The sequence below is a fragment of the Mesorhizobium sp. BHbdii genome, from assembly GCF_053848045.1.
Genome location: NZ_JBSPKX010000002.1, coordinates 364,855 through 384,792 on the forward strand (window position 1 = coordinate 364,855; position 19,938 = coordinate 384,792).

Consider the following 19,938-nt stretch of genomic DNA (forward strand, 5'->3'; position numbering starts at 1 on the left):
TTCACGCCAGCTTGGCCAAAAGCTTCATGAAAATGGCGGCCTCCTTGGCGGAAAGCGGCGCCAGCGTTTCCTCGGTGATCTCGCGGGCGATCGGGATCAGCCGCTCGACGGCATTGCGGCCCTCGGCAGTCAGACTGACCAGCAGGCGCCTTTTGTCGACCTCATGCTTGGAAAGCTCGACCAGGCCCCGCGCCTTGAGCCGGTCGATGACGCCTTTCACCGTCGCCGCATCCATGGCGATCAGGCTGCCAAGCTGGTTCTGCGAGGTCTCGCCGACATCGTGCAATTTGGCCAGGGCGGCGAACTGCGGCGGTGTCAGGTCGGCAATGTGCGCGGCGAAGATCGAGACATGTCGCTGGTGCGCCTTGCGCAGGATGAACCCGACCTGCTCCTGCAAGCGGTAATCGTTTTCGTCTGGCTCCTCGGCCTCGACCAGCTTGAGCTTGACGTCCTCGGCGCTCACCGCAGTCCGTCCCAAGCCTTGATGTCTTTTGCCGCGAGGCCGCCCATGCGGTCGTGCACGCGCGGACCGCAGGTCATGGCGAGGCAGAACAGGATCTCGTCGGGACGAGGCCCGTCGCTGATGCCGATCTCCATGGCATCGAAATGACTGCGCACATAGGCGGCGTTGATATGGCCGAGCGGCACGTCGAGCCGCGAGCCGAAGGCGCCGACCTTCTTTGCCGATGGCACGATCGCCTTGGCGTCGCCGAGCCGCTCGCGCATGGCATAGCCGCCAGGCACATGCCACAGTGCGCCATGCTCCAGTTCGCCGGCGATACCGACGATGGCGCCCTTGCCGTAGCCATCGATCTGTTTCACGTCGCCACCCAATGCGGCGATGAGCTTGTCGGAGAGCAGCAACCCGAGCGGCTTCAGATCGTCCATGGCGCTCTGGAGGTCTTCCACGTAACGGCCGGCGAATGGGTTCTTCACCACCGCCATGGCGGCGGCGCGGCGGCGCGGTACCTTCGCCACCGGCCCGCCCTCATGAAATATCTCCTCCGTCAGCACCGCAATCTTGCGGATCGCAAACTCAGACATGGGCAATTTCCTTCCTTGATTTCTCGTTGGGCGCAGCGAGCGCCATGGGACCGGCGATCCGTGCCTGACCGGCAAGGAACAAGGCTGAAGCGGCAATCAGGCCATGTCGCCGAAAATCTTCGGCGACAGCAATCCCACTGTCGAGCGCGGCGGCTATTTCGCCCGATGAAAGCGCGCCGACGGCTTGGGTGACCAATCGATCGCCAAGGTCGCTGTCAGGCGCCAGATCGCGCGCCGGCATGCGCTCGATGGCGCGATGACCGGGCAGGTCGACGGCGTTGGCGATCAGGGTCGCGGCGGCATCGGCTTCAGCACCGGTCCGCGCCAGTACGGTAACAGCGTCGGCGATGCCGAGCGAAAAGGAACGGCCGCGCCAGCCGCTTGTCGCGATGCCGCGGATCCCGTCTTCGGCACGGATCGTGATCCGGTCTGCCAGTCCATGGCCCGTCCCGGCAATGGCGACGGTCATGGACCGGCCGTTGCCGAGATGGATCGCGCTGTCGCCGCCATTGTTGACGTAGGCGCGATCGAGCCGGCGCCCGACCAGCAGCGCGCCAAGCATTTCGTCGGCTACCGAACCGGCGACGGCGGCCATGGGTGTGATGAATTGTTCCGCCAGCGGATTGACCGCCGCTTCCATGCGCCGCGCCGTCGGGCCAGCGAAAGCACGTGGCCGCAAGGAGGCTGGGCGGCGCAGTTCTGGCAGCTCTTCGACGAGTTCCGACAGGATTGTTTGAAACCGCGCCAGCGCCTGGCCATAGGCGGCGCGGCATTCGCTCGCATCGCCAAATGCCTCAATGATCAGGTCGATCGGGCCATGATTGAGATGCAGCCGCCTGCCGTCCTCAAGCCAATGCGCCTGCGGGCCGTTCATCACTTGACCCCGTTGCCCGCTGCGCGGCGCAACTGCGCCAGCGGCGGCCACGGATTGCTGGCCGGCGCAGCCGTGCCGCGGCGCGGGTTGAGATACTCGCCGCCTTTGGCCAGAATGTCGTCAACGCTGCGGATCTCGGCTTCGTAGCCGCCGAGCCTGATATAATCGTCGCGGCGCAGGGTGAACTCGATCGGCGCCACCAGCGCCGGCGTCGGCACATAGCCGAAGGCGCCTTCCGGCACGCGGGTGACATCGACCATCAGCGTGATGCCGCCGCCCGGCCAGACATAGACCGGCGCGCCGCCAACGGTCACATAAGTCGTCAGGCCCTGCACGGAGCGGGTCAGATTGACCGGGTTCTCAGTGACGCCGGCGCGCAGCGAGCCGCCAGCTCCGCCGACGAAAAGCACGGTGCACAGCGCCGGCTCGCAATTGTCCTCGATCAGGCCGACAGACTTCTGCAGCCGCTCCGGGAAAGGTTTCTGCACCGGCTTCAACTCGTCGTCGAGCTCGTAATAGGCGAACTGCTCGCCGGTGGTCGAGACCATCAGCAGCGACAGGCCCGGTCGCGCGCCCTTCTTACCATTCCATTCGCCTAGGATCGACAGCGGGTCGGAAATGCTGGTGCCGCCCCAGCCGAGGCCGGGCTCGGAGACCTTGAAATAGCGGCCCGGGGTCGAACGGCGGCCGATGATTTTTATCCCCGTCTCCTGCCAGCCGAGCACCTTGCCTGCCTGATGCTCGGAGACGACGCCGGTGATGTGGTCGTCGACCACCACCACCTCGTCGACCAGGCCGCGCCACTGGGTGGCGAACATGCCGATCGTGGCCGAGCCGCAGCCGACGCGCATGCGGTGTTCGAGCTTGCCGTCGATGACCGGCGGCTTGCCGGCTTCGACGATCACCGTGGCACCGCCATCGATAGCAAGTTCGACCGGCTTGCGGTTGCATAGATTAAGCAGCGCATCGCAGGTGGCGCGGCCTTCGGCTTTCGAGCCGCCGGTCAGATGATGCACGCCGCCGAGCGACAGCATCTGCGAACCGTATTCGCCTGTCGTGACATGGCCGATCGCTTCGCCTCCGGCGCGCACCGTTGCCGTTTCGGGGCCGATATGACGGTCGGTATCGATCTTCACCTTGACGCCGCAGTAGGAGAAGATGCCCTCGGTGACTACGGTGACGAGATCGACGCCTTCGACCTGCTGGCTGACGATGAAAGGGGCCGGCTTGTAGTCGGGGTAGGTGGTGCCGGCGCCGATCGCGGTGACGAAGCGGCGGCCCGTGTTGACCAGTTCGCCGTCCCATTCTTCGCCCTCGGCGATAAACGGTACGACCGCGCCACCGGTCTCGGTCGCGTGATCGAGGATGGTCAGCGGATCCATCCGCACGATCCTGCCGTCGACATTGCCGTAGCGATCACAGGCGCCGGTACGGCCGTCTGATATGTAGCACATCACCGGGCAGGCATCGCAGCGGATCTTCTCCGCCACCTGCTTCTCGCCGGGATCATGCGTTTCGAAGCGTTCGGCCAGCTCGCTCATCGGGGTGCCTCCTTGTCCCGTATCGCCGCGCGGATGCGGCTCGGCGTCGCCGGAATTTTGGTGACCAGGACACCGGTGGCATGACGGATGGCATTGAGTATCGCGGGCGCCGTCGGGATCAGGACGTGTTCGCCCAGACCCTTGGCGCCAAAGGGTCCTTCCGGATCCGGAATTTCGATCAGGATGGTCTCGATCGGCGGTACGTCGCCGATGGTCGGGATGAGATAGTCGTGCAGATTCTCGGTGCGGCCGGGGATGTATTCCTCCATCAGCGCCATGCCGATGCCTTGCGCGATGCCGCCCTCGATCTGGCCTTCGGCGAGCAGCGGATTGATCGCCTTGCCGACATCATGCGCGGCGGTGATCTTGATCAGCTTCACCGTACCGAGCTTGAGGTCGACTTCCAGTTCGGCGATCTGTGCGCCGTAGCCGTAGACCGCGTAAGGCTTGCCCTGGCCCTTGGCGTCGAGCGGCAATGTCGGCGGGTCGTAGCTTTCCTCGGCGCGGAAAACGAAGCCATCGGCATCGGCCTTCAACGTTGACAAATCGATATGCCGGGTCGCTTCGCCTTCACGGATGACCAGGCTTGCGCCGTCCAGAGCGATCACCGCCTTCTCCGACACGTTGGCAAAGCGCAGCATGGTCTCGCGCAAGGCGCGGCCGGCCTTTTCGGCGGCCTTGCCGGTCACGAAGGTCTGGCGCGAAGCGGACGTCTTGCCGGCGTCCGGCGTGATCGCTGTGTCGGCGCTTTTCAGCCGGAATTTTTCCAGCGGCAGGCCGAGCGCGTCGGCGCAGATCTGGGCAATGACCGTGTTCGAGCCTTGCCCGATGTCAACCGCACCCTGATGCAGGACGACATCGCCGGAGGCGGAGATGCCGACCCTGATGGTCGACGGATTGGGCAGCGAGGTGTTGCCGCAGCCATACCAGCAAGAGGCGACACCGACGCCGCGTTTTTTTGTGCTGCTGCCGGCGTTGAACAACTCGGCATCGACAAGGGCGCGCATCCAATGCGGCCGCAGCGCTTCAAGGCACTCGGCGATGCCGACGCCCGATTCCAGCCTCTGGCCCGTAACCGTTTCGGACCCGTTCCGAAGGCAGTTTTTCAAACGAAAATCGAGCCGATCCAACCCAAGCTTTTCGGCCAGCTCGTCATAGAGCGTCTCCTGGATGATCGTCGCCTGCGGCACGCCGAAGCCGCGGAATGCGCCGGAGATCGGGCCGTTTGTGTGGATGGCGCGGCCTTCGGCGCGATAGTTCGGCGTCGCATAGGGACCGGAGGCGTGCACCGGTACGCGGTTGGCGACGGTCGGACCCCAGCTCGCATAGGCGCCGGTGTTGAAATCGCCTGCAAAGACCATGCCGATGATGCGGCCATCGGCATCGGCGCCGATCGTCGCCTTCATCTCAGCGGGATGGCGCTTCGTGGTCGAGATCATCGATTCATTGCGTGTGTAGGCGAGTGCGGCCGGCCGGCCGGTCTTCATGGCGACTAGGCCGATGAGAGGCTGCAACGAGACATCGAGTTTCGAGCCGAAGCCGCCGCCGGTGGCGGTTGGCACGATGCGCACCTTGTCGACGGCAAGGCCAAGCACCTTTGCCACGTCGTCGCGGTCCATGTACGGCGCCTGCGTGCAGGCGACGACGACCAGCATGTCGCCGTCTATATAGGCATAGCCGGCTTCCGGCTCGATATAGGCGTGCTCGACGTAGGACGTGTCGATGGCGCCGGAAACCGTGAAAGCCGCGCCGGCAAGCGCAGCTTCGGGGTCACCGCGCTCGACAAAGCCTGATGTGAGCAGGTTTGCCGGCCTATTTTCGTGGATCAGTTGTGCGCCGCCGGCTTGCGCCTCGCAGGGCTGCAGAACGTGCGGCAACTCAGTCCAACGAACAGGGAAATCCGAAAGGTCGAGATCGAGCATGGCCTCGCGCTCACCGGCAACCAGCGCCACCGCCTCGCCGCGAAAGCGCGAAAATCCTTCGGCCAGCGCCGGCTGATCGGCAAAAGGCGCAATGACGCCGAAGCTGTTCTTTCCAGGAATGTCGGCAGCGGTGTAGACGCCGACGATGCCGGGATGAGCTTTTATCCAGGCGTCGAGATCGCCGAAAGCGAAGCGGGCATGATAATGCGGCGAGCGGACCACCAGCACCGCCAGCGCATCGGCCGGAAAGGAATCGCCGCCGAATTTTTCACCGCCGGTGACTTTCGGCAGGCCGTCGAGCCTGATCGGCGACGAACCGACGGCGTGGCCTGAGATTGGCATTCTGCGGTCAAGGTCGAGATCCAGCCGCTTAAGTTGGTGCTGCCCCTCACCCCGTGAAAGACGGGGAGAGGGGGACGCCGGCGCTGGAGCTTGTCCCTTCTCCTCGTCACTATACGGGGAGAAGGTGCCGGCAGGCGGATTGGGGGCAGCGCCGTGGGTCGAGAGTTCGCTCGCGAACCGTCCAGCATTCATCACCGCAGCGATGATCTTGCGGTAGCCAGTGCAGCGGCAGAGGACGCCGCCCAGTGCATCCTGTGTTTCAGCCTCGGTTGGGTTGGGCTTGCTGTCGAGAAGTGCGGTCGCCGCGACCAGCAGGCCGGGTGTGCAGATGCCACACTGCGCTGCGCCATGATCGAGGAACGAGGCCTGCAGCGCCGATAATCTGCCGTTGGCGAGACCCTCGACGGTCGTCACCACGGTGCCAGCGGCAGAAGCCGCTGACATGAGGCAGGCGCAGACCGGTTCGCCATCGACAAGCACCGTGCAAGCGCCGCAGTCGCCGGCGTCGCAGCCGACCTTGGTGCCGGTCAGGTGCAATTCGTCGCGCAGCACCGAAGAGAGACGGCGAACCGGCGGCACGCAGACAGAAACGGCGGCGCCGTTGACTTTGAAAGCGATGTCGGCGCGTTCCATGCTCATGCCAGGCTGAGCCTCGCTCATGCCAGGCTGAGCTCCGCTCATGCCAGGCTGAGCTCCGCTGATGCCAGGCTGAGCTTCGGTCATGTCAGGTTGAGCTTGGTTCATGCCGCCGCCACCCTTGCCGTAGGCATATGGCCCGCGGCATCTAGTACGGCGCGGACGACGATCTCACGCGCGGCGTCCAGCCGGTATTCGGCGCTGCCGCGGACATCGCCGATCGGCGACAGCTCGTCCATCGGTGCGGACTGGATCGCGGTGGCGAGAGCGTGGTCGACCGGGAGCCCCCGCAAGGCTGCTTCGACGCCCAAGAGACGCTTGGCGACAATGGAGCAGGAGCCGACGGCGACGGCAGCATTGCCGACGATGCCGCCCTCAACGGTCAGGCGGGCGGCCGCCATGGCTATGGAAATGACGAGATAGCGACGCGCGCCGAGTTTTACGAAAGCCGACGCCCCGGTGGCCGCGTTCTTCGGCACGCGGATGGCGGTGACCATTTCGCCCGGCTGCAGTTCCGTGCGGCGGTTTCCCAGGATGAACTTTTGCAGCGGCAGATGGCGGACCATCGCCGTCGAGCGCAGTTCGACCTCGGCGTCGAGAATGAGCAGAGCCGGCACGCCATCGGCGGCCGGGGAGGCATTGCAGAGATTGCCGGCGATGGAGGCGACGTTCTGGATCTGCACGGACCCGACTTCACGCGCCGCCTGCTTCAGCGCATCGAAAGCCGCCGGCAGCGGATGACGGACGAGATCAGTCCACGTCGTGCGCGCACCGATGACCCAATGGCCCTCGGTTTCGGCGATACCACGCAGCGCCTTCAGACCGTTGATGTCGAGGACATTCTCGCGGAAAGGCTTAGCCCCTTGTGCCGGGTAGAAATCGGTGCCGCCGGCAAGGATGCGCCACGAAGCCTCGCCAAGCAAAGCGAGAGCCTCGTCGACGGTGGTGGGTTTCGCGTAACGGATCACGCTTTGCCTTCCCAGAAATAGGGATCCTTCCGGCACTCAGGCCGGTCAAATTCATTCGTATGCAAATGATATCAAGCCGGCAAGATTTGTCAAAGCCAGAGTTTGGGGCCGCTCCGCCTCGGCGCGGCGGCACGCATTTGTTATACCGTTGGAGGTTGACGCAGCCGGCCATCTGGTCGAGTTTCTCCATCCGGTCGCGTCAGCGGCATTTTTCGGTGGGACCTGGCTTCGAACACCGATCCACGTTTCGGCAGACTTCCGGTTCGGGTCATGCCTCCGGACAAACAAGAGGGAGGCTCTATGGCCGACGAAGCGCTTGTCATCATCGACCTGCAGAACGATTTCTGCCCGGGCGGCGCGCTGGCGGTGGCCGGCGGCGACGAGATCGTGCCGCTGGTCAACGACCTGATCCGGCGGACCGAACATGTCGTGCTGACGCAGGACTGGCATCCCGCCGGCCATTCGAGCTTTGCCTCCAGTCATCCCGGCAAGAAGCCGTTCGAGACGATCGAGATGCCTTACGGCCAGCAGACGCTGTGGCCGGACCACTGCATCCAGGGCAGCCTAGGCTCGGACTTTCACTCCGGCCTCGCCTGGACCAAGGCCGAACTGGTCATCCGAAAGGGCTTCCGGCCGGCGATCGACAGCTATTCGGCCTTCTTCGAGAACGACCATACGACGCCGACCGGTCTTGCCGGCCATCTCAGGGAGCGCGGCATCGACACGCTGACCCTGGTTGGTCTCGCGACCGATTTCTGTGTCGCCTTTTCGGCGCTCGATGCGGTCAAGCAGGGCTTCCACACAACAGTGCGGCTCGACGCCTGCCGCGGCATCAATCTCAACGGGTCCGTCGAGACGATGCTGAATCGGATGCGCGATGCCGGCGTGACGCTGGCTTGAACATCACCAATCGCATCCGACACAATTCCAGAGGGGGCTTTATGCGGTTTGCGGCGGCTTTGACGGCGGGCGCAGTGGTGGCAGTCGCAACCCTGTTTCCGGGAATAGCGCTCGCAGCCGAGGCCCACGAGTTGCCGGGCCAAACAATGTCGCTGTGGTGGGCGCTGCCCTTTGCCGGCCTGCTTCTGTCGATCGCCACCGGACCATTGCTCTTCCACCATGTCTGGGAGCATTACTACGGCAAGATCACCTTTTTCTGGGCGGCGCTCGCGGTCGTGCCGCTGGCGGTGGCGTTCGGCATGCCTTCGGCCACAGAGGCGGTATTGCACGCACTGCTGACCGAATACATGTCGTTCATCATTCTTCTGTTTGCGCTGTTCACCATTTCAGGCGGCATCCTCGTCGCCGGCAACATCCATGGCACGCCGCTGGTGAATGTCGGATTGCTGCTGATCGGGGCGATGCTCGCCTCAGTCATTGGCACGACCGGCGCCTCGATGATCCTGATCCGGCCGATCCTGCGCGCCAATGACAACCGGGCGTTCAATGCCCATGTCGTCATCTTCTTCATTTTCCTGGTGTCCAACATCGGCGGGTCGCTGACGCCGCTCGGGGACCCGCCGCTGTTCGTCGGCTTTCTGCGCGGCGTCGATTTCTTCTGGACCACCACCAACCTCTATCAGGAGACACTGTTCGTCGGCGGCCTGGTGCTGGCCGTCTTCCTGGCCATGGACATCATCCTGCATCGCCGCGAGGCCGGCGCGCCGAAGATCAAGGATCCGACACCGGACACGAAGGTGCGCATCCGCGGCCTGCCCAACGTCCCGCTGCTGGCCGGGGTCATCGGCGCGATCCTGCTTTCCGCGACCTGGAAGCCGGGCGTGGCTTTCTCCGTCCACGGCGTGAGCCTTGAATTGCAGAACCTCGTGCGCGACGCCGTCATCCTGGCGCTTGCCTTCCTTTCGCTCGGCGTCTCGCCCAAGAGCCACAGGCAGGCGAACAACTTCCACTGGGAGCCGATCGCCGAAGTGGCTAAACTATTTGCCGGCATCTTCATCTGCATCGTGCCGGTTATCGCCATTCTCAGGGCCGGCCCCGACGGCGCGCTGGCACCGCTGGTCTCGCTTGTCAGCTCGCCGACGGGCGAGCCAAACGACCTCGCTTATTTCTGGATGACCGGAGCGCTGTCATCCTTCCTCGACAATGCGCCGACCTATCTGGTGTTCTTCGAGCTCGCCGGCGGCGATCCGCAGCATCTGATGACCACCTTCGCCTCCACGCTGGCGGCGATCTCGGCCGGCGCGGTGTTCATGGGCGCCAACACCTATATCGGCAATGCGCCGAACTTCATGGTCTACGCGATTGCCAGACATCGCGGCGTCAAGATGCCGGGCTTCTTCGGCTACATGGCATGGTCGGGCGCGGTGCTGATCCCGATATTCCTGATCGCGGGTTTTCTGTTCTTTGGCTGATCAACCCACGCCGACATAGCGGCGGACCGCCGACGGATCGGCGCGGAGCTCCTCGACATCGACGGTCTCGCGGTTGCGACCGTTCTCAATGAACGAGACCCGGTCGGCGACGGATAGCACGGCATCGACCCGCTGCTCGACCAGGATCGTCGAGACGCCTAGATTGCGCAGCTTCGACACCGTCTCACGGATCCTGGCGATCATCGACGGCATCAGCCCTTCGGTCGGCTCGTCGAGTAGAAGCACCTGCGGTTCGAGACACAGGGCCCGCGCCATAGCCAGCATCTGCTGCTCGCCGCCCGACAGCGTGCCGGAGCGCTGTCTGAGCCGCTGGCGCAGCAGCGGAAAAAGGTCGAGCACGTTTTCGCGCGTCGTCTTGCCCTTGCCGCGGACCATCAGGCCGATCTCGATGTTTTCAGCCACCGTCATCTCGGCGAACAGCCGCCGGCCCTGCGGCACATAGGCGACGCCGGCCTTCGGCACGTCATGCGCCAGCAGGCCAGTCAACTCCTTGCCGTCGAGCCTGATCGAGCCGGCGCGTGACGGAACGAGGCCCATGATCGCCTTCAGCGTCGTCGTCTTGCCGGCGCCGTTGCGGCCAAACAGGCAAAGCACCTCGCCCTTGTTCAACACGAGGTCGAGGCCGTAGAGCACCTGGACCTCGCCGTAGAAGCAGTCGAGCCCGGAGATGGTCAGTGCTTCAGACCGTGTTTCAGTCATGGGGCGGTCCCCAGGTAGGCGTCCTGCACGTCGGCATTGGCACGGACCTGCTCGGGCGTGCCTTCGGCCAGGATCTTGCCGGCGTTGAAGACGGTGATGCGGTCGGCAAGCTGCATGACCACCGGCATGTTGTGTTCGATCAGAAGCACAGTCGCGCTTTTGGCGATCTCGCGCACCAGCCCGATGAAATTTTCGATCTCGCTGTCGGCGAGCCCCTGCGTCGGCTCGTCAAGAATCAGCAGGCGCGGTTTTAGCGCGAGCCCCATCGCCACTTCGAGCAGGCGCTGATGGCCATAGGACAATTGCCCGGCCGGCATGTGCGCGCGGTCGGCAAGGCAGGTGCGCTCCAACGCCGCCATGACGCCGGCATGCACGGCACCTTTCGAGCGGCCACCGGTCAGCGTGCGCTGCACTGGCAGTGCGACGTTGTCGTAAGCGGTGAGGTTGGCAAAGACGCTGGTGATCTGGAAGGTGTAGGCAATGCCAAGGCGGACCCTGGCGTAGGCCGGCAGGCTGGTGATGTCGGCGCCGTCGAAGACGATCATGCCCGAGGACGGCTGGATGCGGCCGCTGACCAGGCTGACGAAGGTGGTCTTGCCGGCGCCGTTGGGGCCGATGACGGCGCGAATCTCGCCCGGCATGAGGGCGAATTCGACACCGTCGACGGCGCGCAGGCCGCCGAAATTGCGGGACAGGCCCTTGGTTGTCAGCAGCGGCATCATGGCAGCCATCCAAGCCAGCGCTGGCGGACGGTGCCGAGAATGCCCTTGGGGAAGAACAGCACCAGCAGGATGAGGGCGATGCCGACGATCAGCAGATAGGCCGAGGTGTAGCCGCTGGTGATGTCGACGACATAGTACATGAACAGCGTGCCGATCAGCGGACCGAGCGCGGTCGCAGCACCGCCGAGCAGCACCCAGAGCAGCGGTAGGATGGAATATTGCACCGAGGCGAAGGTCGAGCCGACATAACCGAACAGCAGGGCGTAGGCGGCGCCCGAAGCCGCGCAGATCGTGCCGGAGACTACGACCGCGGCGAGCTTGTTGGAAAACGTGTCGTAGCCGAGCATCTTGGTCCGCTCCTCGTTTTCGCGAATGGCGACCAGCACACGGCCATACCTGGAGCGGACGATAACGAGCGCCACCAGCAGCACGATCGAGAACAGGGCGAGCGCGCTCATGTAGCGCACGGTCGGGTCGGTGAGGCCGAGCGACGTGTCGCCCAAAACAAGCACACGCGCCGACTGCGGCACGACCAGGCCCTGATCGCCGCCGGTCCAGGCCGCGAAATAGAGGATTATGAGATAAAATACCTGCGCGAACATCATGGTCACGATCATGAAGGCAACGCCGGAAGTACGCAGCGCCAGCACCCCGATCACCAGCGCGAGAAGCGCGCCGCATGCAAGGCCGGCGGCGAAGGCGGCCGGCACGCTCCAGCCGAGATGGATGACGGCAAGGCCTGCGCCATAGAGTCCAGCCGAAAAGAACATGGCATGGCCGAGGCTGAGCAGCCCGACATAGCCGAACAGCATGTTGTAGCCGATGGCGAAAACCGCCAGCACCATGATGCGGGCGAGCAGCCCGTGGTGATATTCCGGCAGGACGAAGCTTAGGGCGAAAAACAGCGCGATGACGCCCACATGCAACGCATAGGCTTTTACCGGTGAAGCCTCCTTCATCGCGATGCCGTCCCGAACAGGCCTTGCGGCCGGAACACCAGCACCATGGCAACCACTAGCGTGGCGATGATCTTGGCCAGAGTCGGCGAGAAAAACACCGAGATGATGCCGTCCGACAAGCCGATGAGCACGGCAGCGACGACGGTGCCGCGCAGCGAGCCGAGCCCGCCGATGATGACGACGATGAAGGACAGCAGCAGCGGGTCCTGTCCCATCAGATAGTGCGCCTGGCTGATCGGCACGATCAGCACGGCGGCCACCGCCGCCAGCATGGCGCCGAGCGCGAAGACGCCGGCATAGACGCGGTCGACCGGAATGCCGAAGGCCTGCGCCGTCTCGCGGTCATATTGCGTGGCGCGCATGACGAGGCCGATTTTCGTACGCGTCAGCACGAACCACGTCGCGACCAGCAGAAGCGCCGATGCGGCGATGATCGACAGCTTGTAGCCGGAGTAGCCGAACCACGGCAAAAGGATGCGATAGCTGAAGGGCGGCTCCACGGGCCGTGCCTCCGGACCGTAGAAGGTCAGCGCCAGTTGCTGGATGATGTAGAGCATGCCGATGGTGGCGACGATGGTGGCCTCCGGATTGTAATTCAGCCGGCGCAGCACCAGCCGTTCGGAGACGAGCGCGATCAGACCGACGATGAGCGGCCCCAGCACGAGGGCGGCCAGGAAGCCGACCGCCGGATGGCCTGATATCGCCGTGGAGATCGCCCAGGCAAGCACCGCGCCGAGCATGAAGAACTCGCCATGGGCGACATTGACGACGCGCATGACGCCGAACACCAGCGACAGGCCAAGCGCCGTCAGCGCCAGCACGGCGGAGGTGACGAGGCCTTCGAGGGCGGCGAGGAGAAGGTGGGGTCCGAAGGCCATTATGCGCTGGCAGGTGCGAGAAGCACCCCCCTCTGTGGGGAGATGTCCGGCAGGACAGAGGGGGGTGGCTCGAAGCGCACTACGGCTAAAACAGCTAATCTCACAGGGCCTGGGTCGTGTAATCCCCTTCCGGCTCATAGAGGCCGTCCTCGATCTTGGTCTTGTGGACGACGCTCAGCCGGCCGCCTTCGACCTTGGAGATGTTCTGGATGCCAAAACACTGATGGATCTTGCCGTTGAAGGTCTTCGGCCCTTGCGGATGCTCGGGGCCCTCGGCGAACTCGGTCAAGGCCTCGGTCGCCTCGACCAGCTTGGCGCGGTCTTCCGGACCCTTGTAGCCGGCATCCTCCATCGCCTTCTTGACGACATAGAGCGTTTCCCAGCAGCCGAACATGTGCGCGGCGGTGGAGACATCCTTCGGATCGCCGACGGCAGCGCCATTGTCGTCGATGCCCACGGCGGCGCGATAGGCCTTCTGCGCGGCGGAATCATTGGGCTGCGCGTAGCGCGGCGAGCCTTCCCAGAAATGGCTGCCGTCGAGGAATTCGAGGCCGGGGCTGTTGATGTCGGTGGCTTCGAGCGAATCGATGAAGCCGAACAGCTGCGGCCGGTTGGAGCCATAGAACTCGCCGAGTTCCTTGACGAAGGTGAGCACCGCCGGACCGACCATGACGTGGTAGATCACCTCGGTCTCGGCTGGGATCTGCGGGAAGTATTTGGTGAAGGACGATTCCGTCGGCGGGATGGCGATCTGGGCAATGACTTCGGCGCCTTGTGCCTTCAGCGCCGGCGGAAGATAGTCGCGATGGTCGTAGCCGAAGGCGAAATCTGGGAATATCTGCGTCACCTTCTTGCCGGCATTCGCCGCGATCCAGGGCGCCATCGCCTGGATCTGGCTCTTCACGTCGGTGATGCCGGGCTGGAAGACGTAGCGGTTGAGCTTGGTCGAGGCGACGTGGTGGCCTTCGCTGACGACGAAATAGGGCATCTTGGCCTCGCCGGCAGCCGGCGCCGAGCCGATGACGACATGCGAAAACAGCGTGCCGTAGACGATGTCGGTCTTGTGCTGGGTGGCGAATTTGCCGACCACTTCGGCGCCGCGGCCGGGATCGGTGCCGTCATCCTCGATGATCACCTCGACCGGCCGGCCGTTGATGCCGCCGGCTTCGTTGATCGCCTTGACCGCGGCGGCGGTGGTCCTCTCGTACCAGCGACCATAGGCGGCGCCGATGCCGGTGCGGTGGGACTGGAAGCCGATCTTTATCGGCGCCGAGCTCTGCGCCTGGCTATAACGCACGAACCCAGGCGCGACGGCAAGGCCGGCGCCTGCGGCCAACCCCATTAGCGCCGTGCGGCGGGTGAGACCGGTTTTGGAGAGATCTAAAAACCCATTCTTGTCAGTCACGGCAGTTCCCCTTGTTTTTGAGTTTTGACCAATGGCTGTAGCGAAGCGGGCCACTCTGGTAAGAGCGCCGAAATTGCATGTGTACAAACTAAATCATCAAAGCCCTGGTGTGGCAAGCGGGCTTTCCCCAACATTCAATCGACGCCATCGAGCCGGGCTTTTGTCTCATCCGACTGAAGGCGTGGCAAGTAACCACAGGCCGAAGACCGTATAGGCGATCATCAGCACGGTGAGCGGAAACTGGCTGAGCGCGGCGCGAGCGGGAACCGGGTGCAATCGCCAGGCGAGGCCATGGGCAACGAGCACGGCGAGCATGTGGCCGGCGATGATGACGCCGGCCTGGAGATTCCACAGCCACCATGCCGAGCCGGCGCCAGCCGCCACGCCGGCTTCGATCTGCATGCCGGCGGTGCCGAGCAGGTTCCAGCCCAGCGCAAACGGGTCGGAAAGAGCGGCGATGGCGTATTGGCCATCGACCAGCAGCGCCGTCAGGTAATGCGCGACATGGTAGGCGAGCGCGATCGGCACGATCGACCAGACCAGCAGCCCTGCGGCCTGACTGAGGGAATGCGGGCTGCCGGCAAGACGCTGGCCAAGGACAATGGCAAGGATGAACGCGGCTGCAAGCAAGACGAATGTCAGCACGAGCCCGAAGGTGCCGATGCCGATCACCGCCGTGCGGCCCGGAAACTCCAGCGGATTGAGGCCGAACAGGCCGAGCCAAAAGAAGGTTTTCGACAGGCCATCGAAGGAGACTGACGACAGCGCAAGCAGCAGGAAAGCAATGCCGCTGAGCGACAGCGGCGCGGCATCGCTGAGCGTGGCGCCCGGCCAGCACAGACTGAGCCGACCGCCTTCACTGCGCTCGACTTCATTGCGCTCAAGGAGGGCGAATCGTGCAATCATGGCGAAGAAGACGGCCAGGAACTCGCCTCGCCGGCTCCAGTCGCGGTAGCCGAACACCAGCATGGCGGCAAAACTCAGCAGCCAATAGAAACCGGCGGCCCAGGCGAGCCGCGCCGGATCGTCGGGCGCCGGGTCGATCAGCTCGAACCAGGCGAAGCCGAAGAACAGCACGACGGCCGGCCAGCAGCCAAGCCACGGAGGCGGGCGCCATGTCTGCCGCTTGCCGAACAGGCGGGAAATGACACGCCAAGGCCCGTACCATGGGTTCAGCCATGACCAGAGATTGCCGAGCAGCCCCTGCAGCAAAACCAGCCCGACCCAGAGCAGCGTCCAGATGGCCAGCGGCAGCGGGTTGGAAAGCGGATCGCGGCTGCCGAACAAGCCGGCCGCAATAAGAATTGCAAAGCCGGCAAAGGATATCAGGCTGACGATTGCCCGTGCGCCGTTGCCGAATGCGAAAAGCGGCAGGCGCCGCCGCCAGAAGCGGGCGGGAAAGTCTGACGGCAGCAGCGCCAGGACGAGAAAGCTGGCGGCAACGGCAAGCGCGCCGCCGGCGACGTAGTAGCCCGTCGGCAGAAGCAGGACGTGGCCGCGATCGGAGGCATGGGCAAAGGCGGGGGTGGGCGCGAGGAGGATCAATGAAGCCGCAAAGGCTATTGCTATTGCCAACCGGCAGCGCTCTACGGCGAAGGAACTCATGCTATCCAAGAGTTCCCTCGCCCCTCACACCTTGACCAGCTGCTCCACGCGATCCTTTTCCCCGAAGATGCGCAAATAGCGTTCGATCTCTTTTTCGTCGCCGGTGGCCTTGGCTGGGTTGTCAGCGAGCTTGACCGCCGGGCGGCCATTGGCCTCGGTGACCTTGCAGACCAGCGAGATCGCGTCGAGCCGGTTGGTGTTGGTCGGCGCGCAACCTTCGAAATCATTGGTCAGGTTGGTGCCCCAGCCGAAGGACATGCGCACCTTGCCGCGGAAGTGGCGGTAGGTTTCCTCGATGGTCTCGACCTCGAGCCCGTCGGAGAAGATGAGCAGCTTTTGCCTGGGGTCCTTGCCCTTTTCACGCCACCAGGAAAGGATCTTCTCGCCGCCCTCGATCGGCGGCGCGCTGTCGGGCCGAAAGCCGGTCCAGTCGGCGACCCAGTCCGGCGCATCGCGCAGAAACGAAGCGGTGCCGAAAGCATCGGGCAGCACGATCAGCAGATTGCCGCCATAGTAGCGCTGCCAGTCCTGCAGCACCTTGTAGGGCGACTGCTTCAACTCCTTTTCGGAATTGGCGAGGGCGGCGAGCACCATCGGCAATTCATGCGCATTGGTGCCGAGCGCCTCGAGGTCGTTATCCATGGCCAAAAGCACGTTGGAGGTGCCGGTGAAAGCCTCGCCGATGCCTTCCTTCAGCGCTTCGACGCACCAGCGCTGCCACAGGAAGGAATGGCGGCGGCGCGTGCCGAAGTCCGAAATGCGGATATCCGGCAGCGCTTTCAGCCGCTCCGTCTTGGCCCACATTTTGGCCTTGGCGCGGGCATAGAGCACGTCGAGCGCGAACGGACCGAGCGCCCGCATGGCGGCGCGCGAGCGCAATTCGTTGATGATGGCGAGCGCCGGGATCTCCCACAGCGTCGTGTACATCCACGGACCGCTGAAAGTGAGCTCGTACTGGCCATCGCGCTTGGAAAGCACGTATTCCGGCAGCTGGAAATTTTCAAGCCAGGCGAGGAATTCCGGTTCGAAGATCTGCTTGCGGCCATAGAAGGTATTGCCGCCGAGCCAGATCATCTCTTTCTTGGAGAAGCGCAAGGTGCGGGCATGGTCGAGCTGATCGCGCAGTTCCGCCTCGTCGATCTCATCGGCAAGGCGAACCGAAGTGGTGCGGTTGATCAGCGAGAAGGTGGTGTCGATCTTGGGATACATGCCCCAGATCATCTGCAGCATCAGCAGCTTGTAGAAATCGGTGTCGAGCAGGCTGCGGACGATCGGGTCGAGCTTCCAGGTGTGGTTGTAGACGCGCCGCGCTATATCGGTCTTGGTCATGTCTCGATGCCGCCTTCACTGCTCGCTCCTAGACCGGTTCAGTTTCTGGATAGAAACGCTGAACCGCTCTAAATTTGTTTTCACGCAATTCCGAACAGAAAACCGCTGCGCACTTTTCCTGGAATTGCTTTAGCGAAATGCCTCTTAGCATTGAATTTTTGAAAGCGCCTCCCGCTTTGCGGGCTGGCCTGACAAAAAGAAAAGCCGGCGGCAAGCATACGGCTTCGGCTATCGCGGCCTCAGGAAGCGGTCTTGGCGCCGACCACTCGCAGCGCCGGGCGCTTCCGGCGGATGCCGATGCGGCCCGCCACCGGCGCATCGGCGCGGCCGTCGGCCTGTTCTTTCTCGGCAAACAGCCAGTCGATGAACAGCTGCACGATCGGTGCCGACCTCATCTCGTTGCGACAGACGACGTAGAAATCGTCGACCGCCGGCACCGACAGGCTGAACGGCGCGACAAGCAGTCCCCGGGCGAGCAGCCCGCTTGCCGTCACAGTATCGCCAAGCGCCACGCCGTGACCATGAACGGCCGCCTCACTCGCCATGCGCGCGTCGCCGAGATGGTGCCGGCGGCCGCGCTCCAGATCGAGCGCATCGGCGGCGGCCAGCCAGGTGTGCCACTCGCGGCCGTCGTCGCCATGCAGGAAGACGTGGTCGGCGAGATCGCGCACGGTGCGGATCGGACGGTTGTTGATCAGCGTCGGGCTGACCACCGGGAACAGTTCGAGACCCGACCATTTGCGCATCCAGCAATCGGTCCAGCTGCCGTCGCCATAGTGCACGCAGACGTCGATATGTGGCGCGCGGACGTCCTTGGCGTCATTGGACGGGATCAGCGTCAGCCTGATGTCCGGATATTGCGAGGTGAAGCTGCCGAGCCGCGGGATCATCCACAGCAACAGCAGCGCCGGCACGCAGGATACCGAGAGGGCGCCGGTGCTCGCCGGCCTTGTCATGCGCTGCGTGGCGGCGGCGATGCCGTCGAAGGCGGTCGACACCGCCGGCAGCAATTCGGCCCCGTGCGGCGTCAGCTTCACCCGCTGACCGGCGCGCTCGAACAGCTTGACGCCAAGCGACTGTTCGAGCGCCTTGATCTGGTGACTGATGGCGCCGTGGGTGACGTTGAGCTCAGCCGCCGCCTTGGTCAGCGAGGCATGGCGCGCCGTTGCCTCGAAGGCGCGCAGCGGATTCAGGGGAGGCAGACGCTTGGCCATCGGAGCCTCAAAGGAGCACGATCCCGAAAGTGGAACCCGGTCTCCGGATACGACCGTGCTCAACCTTAATGTGAGATTTTCTCACAGCAAAGACCCTAACAATATCAATTGATTTTTCAAAGCAGCTGCAAGACACTTTGAATCGAACAGCATCAAGACGTGAAATCCGCAGGCAGCCGGCAGGACGGCGACCGTCATTTGATGGCCGCTCCGCACCAGCCATGGAGGACCGACATGGGTTATGATCGCGGCAAGCTCGAAGCGTTGCGCCGCAAATATGGCGAAAGCCATGGCGGCGAGATGTTCGACCCCAAATTCCGGCGCGTCGCCGACAAGATCTTCTCCAAGAGCGGCACGCGGCTGGCGCCCTATTCCGGCATCCCGACCTTCCTCGCCGCGCCTTACCGGGAAATTGCCGCCGACAATCCTGATTTCGGCGATCTGCAGGTGGCGATGATCGGCGTGCCGATGGACCTTGGCGTGACCAACCGGCCGGGCGCCCGCTTCGGGCCAAGGGCGCTGCGCGCCATCGAGCGCATCGGCCCCTACAACCACGTGCTGGAATGCGCGCCGACACACGAGCTGAAGGTGGCCGACATCGGCGACGTGCCATTCCAGAGCCGCTACCGGCTGGAAACCAGCCATGACGACATCGAGCGTCGGACGAACCAGATCGTCGATGCCGGCGTCATCCCGCTATCGGTCGGCGGCGATCACTCGATCAGCCATCCGATCCTGAAGGCTGTCGGCAAAAAAGTGCCGGTCGGCATGATCCATATCGACGCCCACTGCGACACCAGCGGCTTGTTCGACATGACCAAGTTCCACCATGGCGGGCCGTTCCGCAACGCGGTGCTGGACGGGGTGCTGGATCCGTCGCGGACCATCCAGATCGGCATCCGCGGCTCGGCCGAGTATCTGTGGGAGTTCACCTACGAATCCGGCATGACCGTCGTGCATGCCGAAGAGGTGACCGGCCTCGGCATGCCCGCCATCATCGCGAAGGCGCGCCAGATCGTCGGCGATGGCCCGACCTATGTGTCCTTCGACATCGACAGCATCGACCCGGCATTCGCGCCCGGCACCGGCACGCCGGAAGTCGGCGGGCTGACGACGCGGGAGGTGCTTGAACTGCTGCGCGGCCTGAAGGGCCTCAATATCGTCGGCGGCGACGTCGTCGAGGTGGCGCCGCAATATGACGCGACCACCAACACGGCCCAAGCCGGCGCGCAGGTGCTGTTCGAGATCCTCAGCCTGATGGTCTTCAGCCCGGCGATCTCAGGCAAAGGGGCCTGACGCATTCAGACCATGATCCCGACGACGGACACCGGTTTGTTGCTCCGCTGACCTACAGATCATGGTCCGATCAGAAGTTCCAAGGCGAGCGCCGCGCTGGAGCCGGCGGCC

Annotated in this window: 17 protein-coding genes; 3 read left to right on the forward strand and 14 right to left on the reverse strand. The window is 64.1% G+C overall.

The features are described from left to right. Nucleotide 1: 1 nt before the first annotated feature. From ACWTU8_RS14505 to ACWTU8_RS14530, 6 genes are all read right to left on the reverse strand, one after another. Nucleotides 2–463, reverse strand: a complete 462-nt coding sequence (locus tag ACWTU8_RS14505; RefSeq protein ID WP_455848696.1) for a MarR family winged helix-turn-helix transcriptional regulator — start codon at nucleotides 461–463, stop codon at nucleotides 2–4. Beyond that, entirely contained in the window at nucleotides 460–1,044 is a 585-nt protein-coding gene (locus ACWTU8_RS14510; protein WP_455848697.1) for an amino acid synthesis family protein, read from the reverse strand. The genes ACWTU8_RS14505 and ACWTU8_RS14510 overlap by 4 nt, the downstream gene beginning before the upstream one ends. Then, complete coding sequence (locus ACWTU8_RS14515; protein WP_455848698.1) at nucleotides 1,037–1,918, reverse strand: UPF0280 family protein; 882 nt, start codon at nucleotides 1,916–1,918, stop codon at nucleotides 1,037–1,039. The genes ACWTU8_RS14510 and ACWTU8_RS14515 overlap by 8 nt, the downstream gene beginning before the upstream one ends. Further along, complete coding sequence (locus ACWTU8_RS14520) at nucleotides 1,918–3,459, reverse strand: 6-hydroxynicotinate reductase (RefSeq protein WP_455848699.1); 1,542 nt, start codon at nucleotides 3,457–3,459, stop codon at nucleotides 1,918–1,920. The genes ACWTU8_RS14515 and ACWTU8_RS14520 overlap by 1 nt, the downstream gene beginning before the upstream one ends. Next, on the reverse strand, nucleotides 3,456–6,383 hold the full coding sequence (locus ACWTU8_RS14525; protein ID WP_455848700.1) for a molybdopterin-dependent oxidoreductase: 2,928 nt from the start codon (nucleotides 6,381–6,383) through the stop codon (nucleotides 3,456–3,458). Before ACWTU8_RS14525 ends, ACWTU8_RS14520 begins: the two co-directional genes overlap by 4 nt. Nucleotides 6,384–6,463: 80 nt before the next feature. Continuing rightward, nucleotides 6,464–7,327 carry an FAD binding domain-containing protein gene (locus ACWTU8_RS14530; protein ID WP_455848701.1) on the reverse strand — a complete coding sequence of 288 codons (864 nt, stop codon included), beginning with the start codon at nucleotides 7,325–7,327 and terminating at the stop codon, nucleotides 6,464–6,466. 300 nt (nucleotides 7,328–7,627) lie between these two features. Between ACWTU8_RS14530 and pncA the strand changes: the two genes are divergently transcribed. Both pncA and ACWTU8_RS14540 read left to right on the forward strand, forming a co-directional pair. Beyond that, complete coding sequence (gene pncA, locus ACWTU8_RS14535; protein WP_029347234.1) at nucleotides 7,628–8,227, forward strand: bifunctional nicotinamidase/pyrazinamidase; 600 nt, start codon at nucleotides 7,628–7,630, stop codon at nucleotides 8,225–8,227. Between the two features lie 41 nt (nucleotides 8,228–8,268). Further along, a complete protein-coding gene (locus ACWTU8_RS14540) occupies nucleotides 8,269–9,699 on the forward strand; it encodes a sodium:proton antiporter (RefSeq protein WP_455848702.1) in 1,431 nt (476 codons plus the stop codon). Here ACWTU8_RS14540 and ACWTU8_RS14545 read toward each other — a convergent pair whose 3' ends face one another. The 8 genes from ACWTU8_RS14545 to gcvA form a co-directional block, all read right to left on the reverse strand. Beyond that, the gene (locus ACWTU8_RS14545) at nucleotides 9,700–10,419 is read right to left on the reverse strand and encodes an ABC transporter ATP-binding protein (RefSeq protein WP_455848703.1); all 720 of its coding nucleotides are present in this window, start codon (nucleotides 10,417–10,419) and stop codon (nucleotides 9,700–9,702) included. Then, nucleotides 10,416–11,141 (reverse strand): ABC transporter ATP-binding protein, encoded by a 726-nt coding sequence (locus ACWTU8_RS14550; RefSeq protein ID WP_455848704.1) that lies wholly within the window; start codon nucleotides 11,139–11,141, stop codon nucleotides 10,416–10,418. Before ACWTU8_RS14550 ends, ACWTU8_RS14545 begins: the two co-directional genes overlap by 4 nt. Then, on the reverse strand, nucleotides 11,138–12,100 hold the full coding sequence (locus ACWTU8_RS14555; protein ID WP_455848705.1) for a branched-chain amino acid ABC transporter permease: 963 nt from the start codon (nucleotides 12,098–12,100) through the stop codon (nucleotides 11,138–11,140). Before ACWTU8_RS14555 ends, ACWTU8_RS14550 begins: the two co-directional genes overlap by 4 nt. After that, nucleotides 12,097–12,978 carry a branched-chain amino acid ABC transporter permease gene (locus tag ACWTU8_RS14560; RefSeq protein ID WP_455848706.1) on the reverse strand — a complete coding sequence of 294 codons (882 nt, stop codon included), beginning with the start codon at nucleotides 12,976–12,978 and terminating at the stop codon, nucleotides 12,097–12,099. Before ACWTU8_RS14560 ends, ACWTU8_RS14555 begins: the two co-directional genes overlap by 4 nt. Before the next feature lie 100 nt (nucleotides 12,979–13,078). Continuing rightward, nucleotides 13,079–14,383 (reverse strand): ABC transporter substrate-binding protein, encoded by a 1,305-nt coding sequence (locus ACWTU8_RS14565; RefSeq protein WP_455848707.1) that lies wholly within the window; start codon nucleotides 14,381–14,383, stop codon nucleotides 13,079–13,081. 165 nt (nucleotides 14,384–14,548) lie between these two features. Continuing rightward, complete coding sequence (locus ACWTU8_RS14570; protein WP_455848708.1) at nucleotides 14,549–15,988, reverse strand: hypothetical protein; 1,440 nt, start codon at nucleotides 15,986–15,988, stop codon at nucleotides 14,549–14,551. Between the two features lie 24 nt (nucleotides 15,989–16,012). Then, complete coding sequence (pncB, locus tag ACWTU8_RS14575; protein WP_455848709.1) at nucleotides 16,013–17,317, reverse strand: nicotinate phosphoribosyltransferase; 1,305 nt, start codon at nucleotides 17,315–17,317, stop codon at nucleotides 16,013–16,015. Nucleotides 17,318–17,556: 239 nt separating this feature from the next. Beyond that, nucleotides 17,557–18,531 (reverse strand): transcriptional regulator GcvA, encoded by a 975-nt coding sequence (gene gcvA, locus ACWTU8_RS14580; protein WP_128344525.1) that lies wholly within the window; start codon nucleotides 18,529–18,531, stop codon nucleotides 17,557–17,559. 234 nt (nucleotides 18,532–18,765) lie between these two features. Between gcvA and speB the strand changes: the two genes are divergently transcribed. After that, a complete protein-coding gene (speB, locus tag ACWTU8_RS14585; protein ID WP_455848710.1) occupies nucleotides 18,766–19,827 on the forward strand; it encodes an agmatinase in 1,062 nt (353 codons plus the stop codon). Nucleotides 19,828–19,938 lie beyond the last annotated feature (111 nt).

What these genes read in the sequence shown, in the direction of transcription:
- ACWTU8_RS14510 (WP_455848697.1), bottom strand. Translation starts at nt 1,044, where the DNA reads ATGTCTGAGTTTGCGATCCGCAAGATTGCGGTGCTGACGGAGGAGATA.
- ACWTU8_RS14515 (WP_455848698.1), bottom strand. Translation starts at nt 1,918, where the DNA reads ATGAACGGCCCGCAGGCGCATTGGCTTGAGGACGGCAGGCGGCTGCAT.
- ACWTU8_RS14520 (WP_455848699.1), bottom strand. Translation starts at nt 3,459, where the DNA reads ATGAGCGAGCTGGCCGAACGCTTCGAAACGCATGATCCCGGCGAGAAG.
- ACWTU8_RS14525 (WP_455848700.1), bottom strand. Translation starts at nt 6,383, where the DNA reads ATGAGCGAGGCTCAGCCTGGCATGAGCATGGAACGCGCCGACATCGCT.
- pncA (WP_029347234.1), top strand. Translation starts at nt 7,628, where the DNA reads ATGGCCGACGAAGCGCTTGTCATCATCGACCTGCAGAACGATTTCTGC.
- ACWTU8_RS14540 (WP_455848702.1), top strand. Translation starts at nt 8,269, where the DNA reads ATGCGGTTTGCGGCGGCTTTGACGGCGGGCGCAGTGGTGGCAGTCGCA.
- ACWTU8_RS14545 (WP_455848703.1), bottom strand. Translation starts at nt 10,419, where the DNA reads ATGACTGAAACACGGTCTGAAGCACTGACCATCTCCGGGCTCGACTGC.
- ACWTU8_RS14550 (WP_455848704.1), bottom strand. Translation starts at nt 11,141, where the DNA reads ATGATGCCGCTGCTGACAACCAAGGGCCTGTCCCGCAATTTCGGCGGC.
- ACWTU8_RS14555 (WP_455848705.1), bottom strand. Translation starts at nt 12,100, where the DNA reads ATGAAGGAGGCTTCACCGGTAAAAGCCTATGCGTTGCATGTGGGCGTC.
- ACWTU8_RS14560 (WP_455848706.1), bottom strand. Translation starts at nt 12,978, where the DNA reads ATGGCCTTCGGACCCCACCTTCTCCTCGCCGCCCTCGAAGGCCTCGTC.
- ACWTU8_RS14570 (WP_455848708.1), bottom strand. Translation starts at nt 15,988, where the DNA reads ATGAGTTCCTTCGCCGTAGAGCGCTGCCGGTTGGCAATAGCAATAGCC.
- pncB (WP_455848709.1), bottom strand. Translation starts at nt 17,317, where the DNA reads ATGACCAAGACCGATATAGCGCGGCGCGTCTACAACCACACCTGGAAG.
- gcvA (WP_128344525.1), bottom strand. Translation starts at nt 18,531, where the DNA reads ATGGCCAAGCGTCTGCCTCCCCTGAATCCGCTGCGCGCCTTCGAGGCA.
- speB (WP_455848710.1), top strand. Translation starts at nt 18,766, where the DNA reads ATGGGTTATGATCGCGGCAAGCTCGAAGCGTTGCGCCGCAAATATGGC.